Raw genomic sequence first — 15,406 nt, 5'->3', positions numbered from 1 at the left:
TGCCTCCTTAACTGGGTAGCAGTAGCAGCGTCATGGGATAGGGCAGCATCTGGGAGAAGAAGAACGCCACGGCGAACCCGAACGCTGCGCTAAAGCCAGCCACCGCTAACCAGTTACGCTCACCTTTGAGGATCAAAAAGAGCGCAATAAAAAGCACGGTCGACACATCAAAACCGAGCGTTTCTAGCGATAACACATAGGCGCCAAACAGAACTACGACGGGCAGCGTTTGATGTAACGGCTCCTCGTCGTCAGCGATGCTAAACAGGGTCCCCTTCTTTAGGCGTAACACCAGCTCGATGGCAATAATCGACAGAACAATGACTGAAAGCGGCAGTATCAGGAGTAAATTCTGGGGCTGTGCCGAGACGCTGATCGCGTCCAGCAAATACCACAAGGTAAAGGAAGCCAGACCGATGAGAACTAAAAAGTCCCCATAGTCGCGTTTCTGTGCAGGCATGGTTCAACTCCAGGCTGGCCATATGAAAGGTGGCCAGCCATGACAGGAAGATCAGTTAAGCAGGTGGGCGTATTTTTCAAATACAGCGTAGTTTTCGCGCATCAGTTCGTTGGCACGTTCAGGTCCAATCCAGACACCGCCCATTTCATTACGCTCAAGGTGCTCTTGAACGTCTTTACGGGCCAGCGCGCTCTGGATGGCTGAAGCGAGTGCTTCAAAGCGCTCAGGATGCTGAAGCTCAACTTCGCTGGTTACCGCAAAACCACGCATCGAACCTTGCAGTACCGGCACTTCCAGATCCATTGATGCCAGCGCTTCATTGATCGGCGGGGCATCCCACTGGTCAATGCGTTCGTCACTTACAATGGCAAGCGGCGTCAGAAACTCACGAATTCCCTCACTGCCCTGGGCACTGATAGAAACAAAATCCACCTGACCACCGGCAACCGCTGAGCGGGCTTCACCGCCGCTGTTATACGTCACGAGGTTAAGGTTTTCTTGAGGAATACCGGCTTCTTCCAGCAACAGACGAATCATCAAGTGGCCGGCTGAACCTTGAACGACCGCGCCACGCACCTGGCCGCGCTCTTCGCGAATCGCTTCCAACAGTGAAGGCAGATCTTCGTACCCGCTATCTTTATTGGCAGCGATCAGATCCAGATCGAACCACTGAAAGTTGATATACGAAAAATCATCAACACTAAAGTTGGCGCCACCGGTCAGGATCGAATTGGCTAGATAAGGAGCAAAAGTTGAGGCATAAGTGGTGTAGCCGTCATCCGGCATGTTCAGAACGTAGTTGGATGCAACCTGTGTTCCTGCACCCGGACGGTTGGTCACTTGAACAGGCACGCCGATTTCTTCAGCGATGTAGCCTGACATAATACGTGCCAAGCGGTCGGCGCTACCGCCGGTACCAAAGCCAACCACCATATTGATCGGGCGCTCAGGATAATCATCTGCCGCGGCGGCAGGCATGATTAACGCAAGTGATGCTGCCACAACCGTGGCACCAACGAGTAGCGATTTCATATTGAAGCTAAACGAAGCAAATGTTTTCTTGGGCATAGCGCGCTCTCTTTTTTATAGAATTATAAATTTCAAAGCAGGCTATCGCCTGCGGAGCACAAAGCTATCCCATGAACCTGTCACCAACCTTGCATGACGTAAAAAGCCAACTAAAGTCTAACCGTCTTTTTCAACCTGCCGATTCAAAAAAGCAACAGCCGCTTTCATGGCGCTGCCGCGGAATATAAAGCTGGCTAAATGGCCACGCCAGGGCTGGAGGTAAAGCTCGCTCGGTGTCCCTTGGGCTTGCAGAGCCTGATAAAAATCAGTGGCATGGTCGACGGGTACCAGCCTGTCCCACTTACCATGGAACAGGAAAAACGGCGGCGCTTGAGGGGTTAGCTGGCGAGCGGGAGATGCCAGCGTGTAAGCTTGGTTTTTTTCGGCACGCGTGCCGCCTATGAAATCAACCACCAACGGGCCATCATCGAATTTCAGCAAGTCACTCGGCAGCCCGCCAGCCACCACGGCGGCGAGCCGGGCATGCTCGCCGCCATAAGGAATCGAGAGCGGGCCTTCAGCCCCCGCCACGGCTAGCAGGCTTACCAGATGCGCCCCAGAGGAGTAGCCAACCCCTACCACTCTGTCGGTATCCACGCGCCACTCTTCGGCATGGGAATGAATCCAGGCCATGGCTTGCTGAAGATCGTAAAGCTGAGCGGGAAATTGGTATTCAGGGGCAAAACGATACTCGATGTTGACCGTGACATAGCCCTGCTCTGCCAGCTGTTCGGCAATCCCCTGCATATCGTTTGGGCTACGATTGCGCCACCCTCCGCCATGGACAATCAACGCTGCCGGGCGACGTTCAACGCCTTGGGTATTGGGAAGCAGTACCTGAGCATTCAGCGCTTGAGGCCAATCGGCTGGCGTATAAGGTTGAGGATCAAGACGCTCAAAGGTAACAGCATCACGCGGTGAAACACGCTGTTCAATAGTCCCCTTACCGTTATTAACATCGTTACTGACATGGTTATTGATATAGTGCGTTGCAGTGCATCCACTCAGCAGCAGAGCAAGCGTGCCCAAGCCAAGGTAGCGGCGAACAAAGCGGGCGTCTGGCATCTATAATTCCTTATGCGAAGAAAAATGTTTAGCAAGGCACCCATAGTCCATCAACATCACCGTTGTTGCACACTCCGTGCATACGATTTGCACTCCTCCGCCCGATACTGACATCGTCAACTTACCAGGAGGTACGTTATGAAAATGTCATTACGCCAAGTCTTTGCTCCCGCTCTGCTCGCTTTTGCGCTAACGCCGCTCGCTTTTACAGCGCAGGCAAATCAGCATGCAGATCATGGGGCAGACGTTGATCGTGAAGCATTCCATCAGCGCATGGAAGAGCGCCGCCAGGAAGTGTACGAGCGCGCTGGATTAGATGAAGAGCAGCAAGCGGCCCTTAATGAGCTGAACGCTGAACACTACCAGGCCATGCAGGCCCTGCGTGAAGAACACCACGAAAAGGTAGCGGAAATTCTTTCTGAAGAAGAGCGTGAAGCTCTGAAAAATGCCATGAAAGAAGTGCGCGACGAACACCGTGGCGACGGTAAAGGCAGACACGGCTCTCGTGACCAGCATGAAGACGGTGAAGAAGTCACCACGCAATAAGGGTGATTTACCGCGAAACGCTCGGCTTTGAACAAGCTTCTGCGGTATAAAAAATCCCGGCCAAGTGGCCGGGATTTTCTGTGTGTATCGGATAATTTAAAGCACGAGGGTTAGAAGAAGCCCAACGGATTGATGTCGTAGCTGATCAGCAGGTTTTTGGTCTGCTGATAGTGCTCAAGAGCAACCTTGTGGGTTTCACGGCCGACGCCTGATTTCTTGTAGCCACCAAACGCCGCGTGGGCAGGATACTGGTGATAGCAGTTGGTCCATACTCGGCCGGCCTGAATGCCGCGGCCCATACGAAACGCCACGTTGATATCACGACTCCATACACCCGCACCCAGGCCAAACTCGGTGTCATTGGCAATCGCTAGCGCCTCTTCTTCATCCTTGAAGGTCGTGACCGCGACTACCGGGCCAAAAATCTCCTCCTGGAAAACACGCATTTTATTATTGCCCTTAAGCAGGGTCGGCTGGATGTAATAGCCGCCGTTAATGCTGTCATCCAGGGTTTCTTTGTTGCCGCCGGTCAAGAATTCCGCGCCTTCTTCACGGGCAATATCCATGTACGACATGATTTTGTCGAACTGTTCCTGAGAGGCTTGAGCGCCAACCTGAACATCGGTATCCAGCGGGTTACCACGCTTGATAGTTTGGGTGCGCTCCATCACTTTCGCCATAAACTCGTCGTACATGCTTTCTTGAATCAGCGCGCGCGATGGGCAGGTACATACTTCGCCCTGGTTAAAGAACGCCAGTACCAAACCCTCTACTGCTTTATCGATAAACGTCGGTTCAGCGTTCATGATATCGGCAAAGTAGATATTGGGCGATTTACCCCCCAGCTCCACGGTGGAGGGGATAATATTTTCAGCCGCGCATTTGAGGATGTGCGAGCCGACCGGGGTGGAGCCCGTGAAGGCGATCTTGGCAATGCGCTTGCTGCTGGCGAGCGCCTGACCGGCTTCGGCACCAAAGCCATTAACAATATTGACGACCCCGGCGGGCAGCAAATCCCCAATCAACTCGATGAGTACCAGCACGGAGGCCGGGGTTTGCTCGGCAGGCTTGAGTACCACGCAGTTACCGGCGGCAAGAGCAGGCGCCAGCTTCCAGACGGCCATTAAAATCGGGAAGTTCCAGGGAATGATCTGCCCAACCACGCCTAGCGGTTCGTGGAAGTGGTAGGACACCGTGTTGGCGTCAATATCCGCAGCACTGCCTTCCTGGGCGCGCAGGCAGCCTGCAAAGTAGCGGAAATGATCAACGGCCAGAGGGATATCCGCGTTTAACGTTTCGCGAACGGCTTTGCCGTTATCCCAACTTTCGGCCACGGCCAGCATTTCGATATTCTGTTCAATGCGGTCGGCGATCTTCAATAAAATATTGCTGCGTTCAGCGGCGGCCGTTTTACCCCAGGCAGGCGCTGCCTTATGCGCGGCATCCAGCGCTTTGTCGATATCCTCAGCGGTAGAGCGCGGGATTTCGCAGAATACCTGGCCATTAACAGGGCTCACATTATCAAAGTATTGGCCGTTAACGGGAGGCACAAACTCACCGCCGATATAGTTGCCATAGCGTTTTTCAAATGAAACAACTGACCCATTATCACCTGGATTGGCATAAATCATGACAAGGCTCCTGAGTATTATGATTATTAAACGTGCTTTGACAGTATTGTTTATTATTGGCTACGACGATAGGGCACGCGGACAGGATTAGCCCTCATCCCTTGGTAGAAGATAGCCGCCCGCCCTCATAACACCAGCTTTACCCGTCAGCATCCGTTGGCTCTTGGCCTTACAGAAAATCGCGACGCCACCTTTCAAGTTCTGTAAGCGTTCGGGCAGCGTTATGACGCAATTCACTAAACAGGCTGTCTAGCTGGCAAGCGGTGTGCTCCTCATGGGCTAATAGCTCAAGGCGCTGGGCGTCGTTCGCCAATTGCTCCGCGCCCATACTCAATGATTCACCGCGCAGCTGATGGGCCAACCGGGCTACCTGCTGTAGCCGTTCATCAAAGAGTCCTTCAGCTGCCGCAAGGTAGGCTGCCAGTTGTAAGAGGTAGTCGCTTACCTGCTGTTGATAAAGCACTATAAGCTGGATTAAGCGCTCACTTCCCAGGTTTTCCAGCAGCATGTGCAGCGTGCTGATATTGAGTAGTTCGTGCTCTGACACCTCTTCATTGGACTGGTCGAGCGGGGGTAGCAATAAGTCTTGCCTTAACGACGCTAGGTGCAACGTAAGTACGTTACTCAGCGCTAATAAAGAGAGCGGTTTGGTAATATAATCATTCATACCCGCGGCGAGACAGCGCTGACGATCATTACCGCCGGCGGTCATGGCCACAATGGGCACCTGAGCCAACCAACCGCCCTGCTCACGCAGGCGTTGGGTGACCATCAGGCCATCCATATCCGGTAACTGAATATCCATAAAAATTAAATGAATCTGCAGGGATTTCGCCATGGTTAGCGCGTCTTGGCCGTTTTCTGCACAGATAACATCGCACCCCAAGCGCGATAAGAGGCTCGTCGCCACCTTGCGGTTGACTGCGTTATCTTCGACCAGCAGTAGCGACGTACCCGCAAAATCGCCCGTTGGGTCATTAGGCAGAGAGGTAGTTTCCGGACTGGCCTTAACGAGCGGTAATTCACACCAAAAAGTACTGCCCTGCCCTGGCTGGCTCTGCACGCCTAGACGCCCCTGCATGGCCTCGCTCAACCGTTTACAAATGGCAAGCCCAAGGCCAGTACCGCCATAACGAAGGGCAATGGATGAATTCGCTTGCTGAAAGGGTTCAAACAAGATGCTCTGCTGCTCCTCGCTGAGTCCGCAACCGGTATCGGTGACTTCGAGCAGCAAGTTGTCAACCGTTGAAGAGACATGAATACATACTTCACCATGGTCAGTAAACTTCGTCGCATTGGCCACCAGGTTAAGTAGAATCTGCCTGAAACGACCGGCGTCAATCATGATCCAGGCGGGCACCAGGACGTCGATGTTTACTTTTAACGCTAAGCCTTTCGCCTGCGCGCGCGGCTCAAAGAGCGCTACCACGCTATCAACCAAGGGCTTTAGCGCTGTCGGTGTGGTTTCAAGCGTTAAGTGGCCAGCTTCAATTTTAGAAAAGTCGAGAATCTCATTGATCATGGCCAGCAGCTGGTTGGCGCTGTCGTGAATAGTCCGGGCATAATCTTCCACCTGGGCCGGGCTTGCCGGTTCGCGTAACAGCTCGCTCATACCGATCACACCATTAAGCGGCGTGCGAATCTCATGGCTTACCATGGCCAGAAAATCCGATTTGGCATGATTTGCAGCCTGCGCCTGTTCGGCGGTGACTTCCAGTTGCCGACTTAGCTGCTCCTGCTCACGCCTGGCGGCAGCGCTTTCACGCATTTCACGCAGCAAGAAACCAATCACTAACAGTACGGCCAGACTCATGCCCAGCAGCAGCGTCATTAAGAGTTTATAGAGCGTACTCAGCAAGATCCGCTCTTCAGTGGCTGACTCCGCCAAGTAACCGTTAATGGTAATCACAAACCGTTCGGTTAATCGCGTTAGCCTATCCAGCATCGTTTCAAGCGCATCAACCGGTAGCGATTCAAGTTCGCCATACGGCGCAAACATGGTGTCCAATGCTTGCATCTGCAGCTGTATGTTTGCCATCAGCTCACTGGCACCATCAATGACATACAGCAGCGAGCTGACCTCCCCTTCCTGAAGCAGCGTGAGGCGGCTGTATAAAAGCTCAAAGCGCATGTTCAGCTCATTTTGAGCCGCTGGGGTAATTTCTGTGCGGGCGGTGGCAAGCAAGTGGTTAAGCAGCTGCACCGCATCACGATCAAGCTTATACACCACCCACGAGGTGTCTTCGCGCAGGCTTTGGGTAAGGTTATCCTGTCGCCATGAGGCAAGCGCGGCAACCACAAGCGCTGCGGCAAACAGCAGCACGGTCATGATTGCCACCAGTTTCAGGCGGCGAGGATAACGCAACAGACTAGGGGGCCGCGCTGCAGAACTACTTAAGCGCATCAATACGCATCACCTGCCAAACGGCTCGAAAACGCATTTTCTCATTTAACAGGGCTTCATCCTGATCAAACGGATACAGCACCCATAGCGGGCCATACTCACGGATAGGCATTGGCTCGCCATTGCGTTCAAGCGCAAGTATCACGTCATAATCGTAAAAATCACTGACTGGAATTTCAGCCTCATAGCCATTGAGCGCCGATACCCTTATCACTTCGCTGTGGGTACCGACACGCTCCAGCAGATCGCGTATCAGTGGACCAGAATAATAGCTGACACCACTGGTCCAAGGCGTGCTTGTATCAAAACCGAACTGGGGAAGATCTTTTAACATTTCAAAGTCAAAGTGCGCACCTTCAAGCGCATTTTCGTGGGTAATGTTGCCTCTAATTTCTAATAAAACTGCGCCCTCGGGCACATCTAAAGCCCCTGATTCGCCAGCCATTCCCATTTGGGGGATGCACAAAACCAGCAGTAGCGCCCCCATTAATAAGGCTTTCATCATTATTTCCTCATAGAGCCTGGCTCTAAAACGTTGCTAACAAGCCATTGATAGAGACTCTATAAGAGTACGCGATCTCACTATTCAGGTCAGGCAAAACACGATTTTTTTCATACCGCCGAATAGAAGGGTAGATAACTGTTATGTATAAAAAATACTTTAACCGTAAAGCATCACTATCCCCATAAAAAAACCCCCAGCTTGGCTAAGCTGGGGGTTTTAACGTATCTGCCATTAAGCCAAGGATAGGCGCTTAACGAACAATCATGACCGAGACCTTGGCATGATGAACCACATGCTCTGCATTAGGCCCCAGCACATAGTCCACAAACTTATGCTTGGTATGCGAGGCCATCACGATCAGATCGGCATCCACTTGTTTACCGACCTTAATAATCGCCTCCCAAGGCGATCCATCAACAATGATGCTCTGGGTTTGAACGTCCTTTGGTACATTTTCCTGAATAAACGTGTGCTGCGCCTCTTTCATGGCCGCATTCGCCTTTTCTGAAAAATTCTTGGGAAAATAAGCGCCTACCATGGGCATCTTAAATTCCGGCAGCACGCTGACGATATGCAGCGATGCACCGAAGGTCTGGCAAAGCGTTACCGCTGTGGGTAACGCTTTTTTCCAGGAGGCCTCCTCATTCAAATCAACGGGTAGCAGTACTTTCTGGTACATAGCAACCTCCGTTATGCTTTGGCCAAGGTATCATCAGGTTCTTGACGACGCCGACGGCGCTGCATGAGGACCACCAAGCCGAAAAGCACCAATGCAGGCAACCACATCCACTCTTTGGTCCAGCGGTTAACGGGCGCGAGAACTTGGGTAATTTCCTGATCGAAATCAAAGCCTAATTCCGCCGCTGGGCTACCAAACTCGACGAAGTCGACCAGCGTTTGATCACCATCGACATAAAGCTCTATACCCAGATTTTCCAGGCGTTCTTCGCCGGTTTCACCGCTAGGCACTGGCACTAGAAGATAAGTCGACATGGGTGAGCCAAAAGCATCCTCACCGGCAATCTGCACACGCAAGCTGCTGCCATCGTCCACACGTCCTAACGCTTCGGCAAGCTGGGCGGGAGGTACCGACTCATAAGGATCATGAATCTTGTCCATCCAAAAACCGGGGCGGAAAAGGGTAAAGGCGACCAGCAGTAACAACAGTGATTCGTACCAACGGTTACGCGTCAGCATATAGCCCTGGGTGCCCGCCGCGAAGATCAGCATGGCGATCGTCGCGACGATAAACACCACCACGCCCTGCATGACCGTGACATCGATTAACAGAAGGTCCGTGTTAAAGATGAAAAGGAACGGCAATGCTGCCGTGCGCAGGCTGTAGTAGAACGCCTGGAAGCCTGTGCGTAACGGGTCGCCTCCCGAGATCGCCGCGGCGGCAAAGGAAGCCAGGCCCACCGGTGGGGTAACATCCGCCATAATGCCGAAGTAGAAGACGAACAGATGCACCGCAATCAGCGGCACAATCAGCCCGTTTTGCTGACCCAGCAGCACGATCACCGGCGCCATCAATGCCGATACTACGATGTAGTTGGCCGTTGTCGGCAGGCCCATACCCAAGATCAGGCTCAACAGCGCGGTAAGCAGCAGAATCATCATCAGGTTACCGCCTGACAAAATCTCTACGACATCCGCCAGCACCAGACCTACGCCGGTTTGCGATACGGCACCAACAATGATGCCCGCCGTGGCGGTCGCGATACCGATTCCGATCATATTGCGTGCGCCGGTCACCAGGCCGTCCCACAAGTCTACAAAGCCTTCTTTAACATCGGCCGCCATTTTGCTGCGCCCACGGAAGATGGCGATAATCGGACGCTGCGTCACCATGATAAAGATCATGAACATGGTCGCCCAAAACGCCGAAAGCCCAGGCGAAAGGCGCTCCACCATCAAACACCACACCAACACAATAACCGGCAGGATATAGTGCAAGCCAACCATGACGGTCGGCCGCGTTTGCGGCAGTGTAATGATCTTGGAAGTTGGGTCGTCCATTTCCAGTTCAGGATAATTGGAGCTGATTTTTAACAGCCCAACATAAATGAAGACTAAACCCACCGAGACCACCCAAGGTGTTGACTCACCCAGCACCGGTTTTAGCCAACCCAAACCATAATAGACCGCTACCGAAAGCCCCATGAGCAGCAGTAAGCCGGTCAAAAAGCCAATCACTTTATTAATTAGCGGACGCGCAGGGTTACTCGAAGGCAACCCCGTCATATTGGCTTTCAAGGCTTCCAGGTGAACGATATAGATCAGAGCGATGTAGGAAATAATCGCAGGCAGGAAAGCGTGCTTGATAACCTCTACGTAAGGAATACCAACATATTCAACCATCAAGAACGCTGCAGCACCCATAACCGGCGGCATGATCTGTCCGTTAACCGATGAAGACACTTCAACAGCACCGGCTTTTTCAGCACTAAAACCCACCCGTTTCATCATGGGGATGGTAAACGTACCGGTGGTCACCGTATTTGCAATCGAGGAACCTGAGATCAAGCCGGTCATGCCTGAGGCAACGACCGCCGCCTTCGCGGGCCCACCTTTAAGATGACCCAGCATTGAAAATGCGACTTTAATAAAATAGTTACCGGCCCCCGCTTTATCGAGCAGTGCGCCAAACAGTACAAATAGAAATACAAAGCTTGTGGATACCCCCAGTGCAATACCGAAGACCCCTTGCGTGCCCAACCACTGGTGGTTGATTAGGCCACCCAGGCTAACCCCACGGTGAGCCAGAATACCCGGCATATAAGGGCCGAACAGGGAGTAGCCGATAAACAGAGCGGCAACGATCATCAACGGAGGCCCAAGCGCACGCCGAGTGGCTTCAAGCAGCATCACAATGCCCAGTATCCCAATCACGATATCCTGGGTAATGGGTCGTCCCGGGCGTTGCGCCAAGTCCGAATAGAAAATAAACAGATACGCACCACAGAATGCGGCGACCGCTGCAAACGCCCAGTCCTGCAAAGGGATGCGATCACGCGGGGAGCGCTTTAACGCCGGATAGGCCATAAAGGCCAAAAAGAGCGCAAACGCTAAGTGAATGGAGCGTGCTTCAGTGGCACTAAAAACGCCGAAGCCGACAATATAAGGAAGTGGCGATGCAATCCATAGCTGAAACAGCGACCAAACAGCGGCAATGCTTACCAGCAGCTTACCGGGTACGCCATTAGGCTTCCTTGCCCCTGTGTCACTGGAGGCGACCATATCATCCAGGTCGCTCCCAGTGCCTGCCGAGGGTTGTTTGTCATCACGCATACGTTTGTCCTGCCTAATGGTCAGCGCTGATTATCAGCGCTTTCAACAAGAAGCGCGGACACTCCAGGTGCCCGCGCTTTGCACTTCAAAAACGATCGCTATTGGCCTTGGCTAATAGCGTCATGCTTATGCCTTACTCGATCCAGCCACGCTCACGGTAGTAACGCTCAGCGCCGTCATGCAGCGGTGCGGTTAAACCATCAGCAATCATGTCTTCTTCGTTAAGGTTTTCAAACGCCGGGTGCAGACGCTTGAAACGATCGAAGTTTTCAAATACGGCTTTAACGGTTTCGTAAACGATGTCTTCGTCTACGTCAGCGGAGGATACGAACGTTGCCGCGACGCCAAAAGTTTCAACGTCTTCGTCGTTACCACGGTACAGGCCACCCGGGATCACAGAACGCGTGTAGTAGGGGTATTCTTCGATCAGGCTGTCGATTTCATCGCCAGTGACAGACACCAGGCGCGCATCGATCGTGGTGGTCGCTTCCTGGATAGAACCATTGGGATGGCCTACCACGTATACCATGGCGTCGATGTTGTTGTCAGACAGCGCAGAAGCCTGCTCTGCTGCGTCTAGCTGTGAAGCCAGAGAGAAGGTACCTTCGTCCCAACCAAACGCTTCCATGACCACATCCATGGTGTTGCGCTGACCAGAACCTGGGTTACCGATGTTAACGCGCTTGCCGGGGAAATCGCTGATGTTCTCGATACCGGAATCTGCGCGGGCAACCACTGTCAGCGGCTCGCCATGCATGGTGAAGACAGAACGCATGTCTTCCCATGGGCCTTCTTCTTCGAAGTTGGCTTCGCCGTTATAGGCGCGGAATTGAACGTCAGACTGAACAACGCCCATGTCCAGTTCACCGCTCTTCATGCCGTTGACGTTAGCAACAGAACCGCCGGTTGAAGGCGCGTTACAGCGAATATTGTGCTCTTCACTACCGCGGTTCACCATGCGGCACACCGACTGACCTACGACGTAGTAAACGCCGGTTTGGCCACCGGTACCAATCGTGATATAGCGTTCCTGGGCGACGGCCGGAGCGGCAAACGTAGCCGCTGCAATCAACGCGCCCGAAAAGGCGGCGGTAGAAAATACATGACGATTCATGGACACACCTCTATCTTGATGTTGTGAGCGTTATGCGCTTTGAAACCACCTGTCGATCCGTTCCCTCAGGTGAATCACGTTCCAAAACGTTTTCAAGACAAACTGTTATAGCCCGGCATTTGTTGTACCGACTATCACTACTTTAGCGAAAAAAACGTCGCTTGGCGAAGTAGCCATCATCCGTGCCGGGCAAACCCTTGCACAGCCCATTGAAACACGAGTTTAACCACACGTAACGTTTAGTCACCGTTTATGGCTATGCAAATTTTGCATGGGTCGTTATTAGTAAAGCATCTGACGATCTATCTTATATTAGCGTCATTTAACTTTTTTACTACTTACACGTTGTAGCCCAGCATTCGTGGCAGCCAAAGCGCAATTTCGGGAAATATAGCCACCAGGGCAAGCGCACAGCCCATGGCAACCACAAATACCAGCGCCCAACCAATCGTGTGTTCAAGGCGAATTTTGGCGACTTCAGTGGTGACCATTAAATTGACCGCAACGGGCGGCGTAAACTGGCCGATCGCAATATTCATCGCCAGCAAGATCCCAAACCAGACCGGATTCCACTCAAAATGCTGCATCACTGGTATCAAGATAGGCATCATGATCAGATAGATGGAAATCGCATCCAGCAACATGCCCGCGATTAGCACCGCGAGCATCACCAGTATCAGCAGCAAAACGCCATTATCGGTCAACCCAATGATCCATTCAGCCAAATGCCGGAAGGTGCCCAGCATTGTGCCAGCCCAGGCAAAAATGCCCGCTAAGGCGATAATTAACATCACCACGCCAGAAATAATCGCCGCTTCACCGAGCAGCTCCCATAAATCGCGCAGGGAAAGCTCACGGGTTAAAAAAAGCCCCACCAAGGTTCCATAGGCCACGGCGACCACGGCAGCTTCAGTGGGTGTAAATAACCCCGAACGCAAGCCGCCCAGAATCAGAATGGGAGCAAACAGCGCCGGCAACGCCTCTTTAAACGTGGCCCGAACGCTCAAGCGCGGGTTATCTGCCGTAAGCGTGCCGCCTTCCCAACCGTTGCGTTTGGCGAAAATCAGCGCAGGTACCAACAGCGCCAGTCCTGCCAAAATGCCGGGGAACAGGCCAGCGGCAAATAGCGCACGCAGATCGACCCCCGGCACTACAATGGAATACAAAATTAACGCCACCGAAGGTGGAATCAGAATGGCGGTCGAGGCGGAGGCCGCAATTAACGTGGCCGAAAACGGCTTGGGATAGCCCGCCTTGGTCATGCTGGGCAGCATTACCATGGCGACGGCGGCCGCGTCGGCGGGGCCTGAACCGCTCATCCCACCCATGATCATGCATACCAGTACCGCCACCAGCGCCAGGCCGCCGTGACGTGGACCAATTAGCGCCTGAGCAAAACGTACCAGCCGCAGGGCGACGCCCGAGCGTTCAAAAATCAGCCCGGTAAGAATAAACAGCGGAATCGCAATCAGAGGATATTTGGCAATACTGTTATAGGTATTGGTACCCAGCGTTGCCAGCATATCGGGTGATAGGCCAAGCACGATGCCCACGGCGCCCGAAAGGGCTAGTGAAAAGGCCACAGGAACACCGGCAATCAGCAGTCCGGCAAAGGCCAGAATCATCCAGACATCAGGCGTCATCAGAAAGCTCCCCGGTTAAACGGTCACGGGTTTGCTGTAATAGCCGCCACAGCATGGCGAGTGTTAGTACCGGGAGCCAGACCAGATACCACCACTGCGGTAAGCCAAGCCCTGGAGAGAGCGACTGCCATTGGTATTCCTGCCAGGCAAGCTTGCCGCCATACCAGGTAATCAGGCCCAGCACGACGATACCGCATAACGCCTGAAAGACAATCAACGGCTGGCGAAAGCGCAAAGGCAATGCCCGTTCCAGAAAGCCAATACGGATGTGCCGGTTACGGCGCAGCGCCACCGACGCGCCAGCAAACGTCAACACCACCAGTAAGAATACGGAAAACTCTTCAGTAAACGAAAATGAGCCGCCGGTAATATAGCGGGTGACTACATTCCCCAGACTAATCAACGAAATCACGATAAGCGCCAGCGCGCCTACCCAGCGCTCGGGGCGCGCATCAGGAAAGCCTTTCATAAAAGCCTCGTCACAACCAAGTCTACCGGCCTCAAAGGGCCGGTAGTTATTCCATCAAAATCAGCGGTTAGCGCCCGTCGATAGCCGTTTGTGCGGCCTCAACCAGTGATTCGCCAATACGCGGTGCCCATTTTTCGTAAACCGATTGGGTAGCATCCACAAACGTCTGGTACTGCTCATCGGTAAGCTCGGTCACCGTTACGCCACGCTCCTGGATCGCGGCCAAGCGCTCGCTCTCCTGTTCACGGGTCATTGCGGTCTCCCACTCGCCTGCTTCCAGCGCCGTTTCGCGCAGCAGGGTTTGCTGCTCTTCACTCAACGTCTGCCAGACCTGCTGGTTCACCGCAAAAATCAGCGGATCGTTCATGTAGTTCCAAAGCGTCAGATGCTGCTGATCCACTTGATCAATACGCGCTACGTCAAATACCGAAAGCGGGTTTTCCTGACCATCCACTGCGCCGGTGGTAAGCGCAGGCTGGGCGTCGGTCCAGCTCATCTGCGTGGGGTCGGCGCCCAAAGCATTAAACGTGTCCTGGAACAGCGGCGAGCCCACCACGCGGATTTTTAAACCATCAAGGTCATCGGGCTCGGCAATGGGACCACGCGAGTTCGATATCTGGCGAAAGCCGTTTTCACCCCATGCCAGCGGAATCACGCCGCGTGATTCAATCGCCTCAAAGACCATCTCGCCGGCTTCACCGCCTGTCACTGCATCAACGGCGGCTTCATCAGGGATAAAAAAGGGTAGTGAGAACAGGTTGAGCTCCGGCACCTGCGGTGACCAGTTGATGGTCGAACCCACCGCGGCGTCGATCAGCCCCGAGCGCATGGCCGAAAATTCGCGGGTCTGGTCGCCTGAAACCAGCTGAGAATTGGGATAAACGCGTAGTGTAAGCTCACCATCACTGCGTTCTTCGACAAGTTCAGCCCATTTTTCGGCGGCCTGCCCCCAGGGAAAGGCTTCTGAAAGCACGGTAGAAACCGATAGTTCGCGGGCCTGGGCAGAAACGGCCAGCGTAAGCAGCGCCGCCCCTGTAAGGCCGATCGTTGCGTGAGTCATATAGCGTGTCAGCGTCATGATAATTCCTTTATTATCTATTTTTATGGTCGGGCCTCCGCTGTTTGTAGGCGGCTGCCCCGCTCTATTGTAGGGACTTAAAGGACGAAGGGAAGACACACAAGCTGATATGATGCGCAGAACTTTTCATTC

The 15,406-nt window shown here is 53.3% G+C and carries 13 protein-coding genes; 1 reads left to right on the top strand and 12 read right to left on the bottom strand.

Annotation, left to right across the window (positions count from 1 at the left end; translation table 11 throughout):
* Window positions 1–7 precede the first annotated feature (7 nt).
* The 3 genes from D467_RS0104750 to D467_RS0104740 all read right to left on the bottom strand — a co-directional run bounded on the left by D467_RS0104750 (window position 8) and on the right by D467_RS0104740 (window position 2,593).
* On the bottom strand, window positions 8–460 hold the full coding sequence (locus D467_RS0104750; protein ID WP_018916364.1) for a tripartite tricarboxylate transporter TctB family protein: 453 nt from the start codon (window positions 458–460) through the stop codon (window positions 8–10).
* Window positions 461–511: 51 nt separating this feature from the next.
* Entirely contained in the window at window positions 512–1,528 is a 1,017-nt protein-coding gene (locus D467_RS0104745; RefSeq protein WP_018916363.1) for a Bug family tripartite tricarboxylate transporter substrate binding protein, read from the bottom strand.
* Between the two features lie 117 nt (window positions 1,529–1,645).
* A complete protein-coding gene (locus tag D467_RS0104740) occupies window positions 1,646–2,593 on the bottom strand; it encodes an alpha/beta hydrolase (protein ID WP_018916362.1) in 948 nt (315 codons plus the stop codon).
* A 138-nt stretch (window positions 2,594–2,731) separates the two neighbouring features.
* Here D467_RS0104740 and D467_RS0104735 point away from each other — a divergent pair, with 138 nt between their 5' ends.
* The gene (locus D467_RS0104735) at window positions 2,732–3,139 is read left to right on the top strand and encodes a hypothetical protein (protein WP_018916361.1); all 408 of its coding nucleotides are present in this window, start codon (window positions 2,732–2,734) and stop codon (window positions 3,137–3,139) included.
* 110 nt (window positions 3,140–3,249) lie between these two features.
* Here the strand turns inward: D467_RS0104735 and exaC are convergent, their stop codons facing one another.
* From exaC to D467_RS0104690, 9 genes are all read right to left on the bottom strand, one after another.
* On the bottom strand, window positions 3,250–4,770 hold the full coding sequence (gene exaC / locus D467_RS0104730; protein ID WP_018916360.1) for an acetaldehyde dehydrogenase ExaC: 1,521 nt from the start codon (window positions 4,768–4,770) through the stop codon (window positions 3,250–3,252).
* Window positions 4,771–4,939: 169 nt separating this feature from the next.
* On the bottom strand, window positions 4,940–7,174 hold the full coding sequence (locus D467_RS0104725) for an ATP-binding protein (RefSeq protein ID WP_018916359.1): 2,235 nt from the start codon (window positions 7,172–7,174) through the stop codon (window positions 4,940–4,942).
* The gene (locus D467_RS0104720; RefSeq protein ID WP_018916358.1) at window positions 7,161–7,676 is read right to left on the bottom strand and encodes a putative pterin-binding protein; all 516 of its coding nucleotides are present in this window, start codon (window positions 7,674–7,676) and stop codon (window positions 7,161–7,163) included. The genes D467_RS0104725 and D467_RS0104720 overlap by 14 nt, the downstream gene beginning before the upstream one ends.
* Before the next feature lie 253 nt (window positions 7,677–7,929).
* Window positions 7,930–8,358: a universal stress protein gene (locus tag D467_RS0104715; RefSeq protein WP_018916357.1), complete on the bottom strand. Its 429-nt coding sequence runs from the start codon at window positions 8,356–8,358 to the stop codon at window positions 7,930–7,932.
* Between the two features lie 11 nt (window positions 8,359–8,369).
* Entirely contained in the window at window positions 8,370–10,970 is a 2,601-nt protein-coding gene (locus D467_RS0104710; protein WP_018916356.1) for a TRAP transporter permease, read from the bottom strand.
* Window positions 10,971–11,103: 133 nt separating this feature from the next.
* The gene (locus D467_RS0104705) at window positions 11,104–12,084 is read right to left on the bottom strand and encodes a TAXI family TRAP transporter solute-binding subunit (RefSeq protein ID WP_018916355.1); all 981 of its coding nucleotides are present in this window, start codon (window positions 12,082–12,084) and stop codon (window positions 11,104–11,106) included.
* Window positions 12,085–12,422: 338 nt separating this feature from the next.
* On the bottom strand, window positions 12,423–13,727 hold the full coding sequence (locus D467_RS0104700; RefSeq protein ID WP_018916354.1) for a TRAP transporter large permease: 1,305 nt from the start codon (window positions 13,725–13,727) through the stop codon (window positions 12,423–12,425).
* Entirely contained in the window at window positions 13,717–14,196 is a 480-nt protein-coding gene (locus D467_RS0104695) for a TRAP transporter small permease (RefSeq protein ID WP_018916353.1), read from the bottom strand. The genes D467_RS0104700 and D467_RS0104695 overlap by 11 nt, the downstream gene beginning before the upstream one ends.
* A 67-nt stretch (window positions 14,197–14,263) precedes the next feature.
* On the bottom strand, window positions 14,264–15,274 hold the full coding sequence (locus D467_RS0104690) for a DctP family TRAP transporter solute-binding subunit (RefSeq protein ID WP_018916352.1): 1,011 nt from the start codon (window positions 15,272–15,274) through the stop codon (window positions 14,264–14,266).
* Window positions 15,275–15,406 lie beyond the last annotated feature (132 nt).

The sequence above is a fragment of the Vreelandella zhanjiangensis DSM 21076 genome (assembly GCF_000377665.1).
Lineage (GTDB): Bacteria > Pseudomonadota > Gammaproteobacteria > Pseudomonadales > Halomonadaceae > Vreelandella > Vreelandella zhanjiangensis.
The sequence above is the reverse complement of the archived record's forward strand: the minus strand, read 5'-3'. Positions and strand labels throughout refer to the sequence as shown.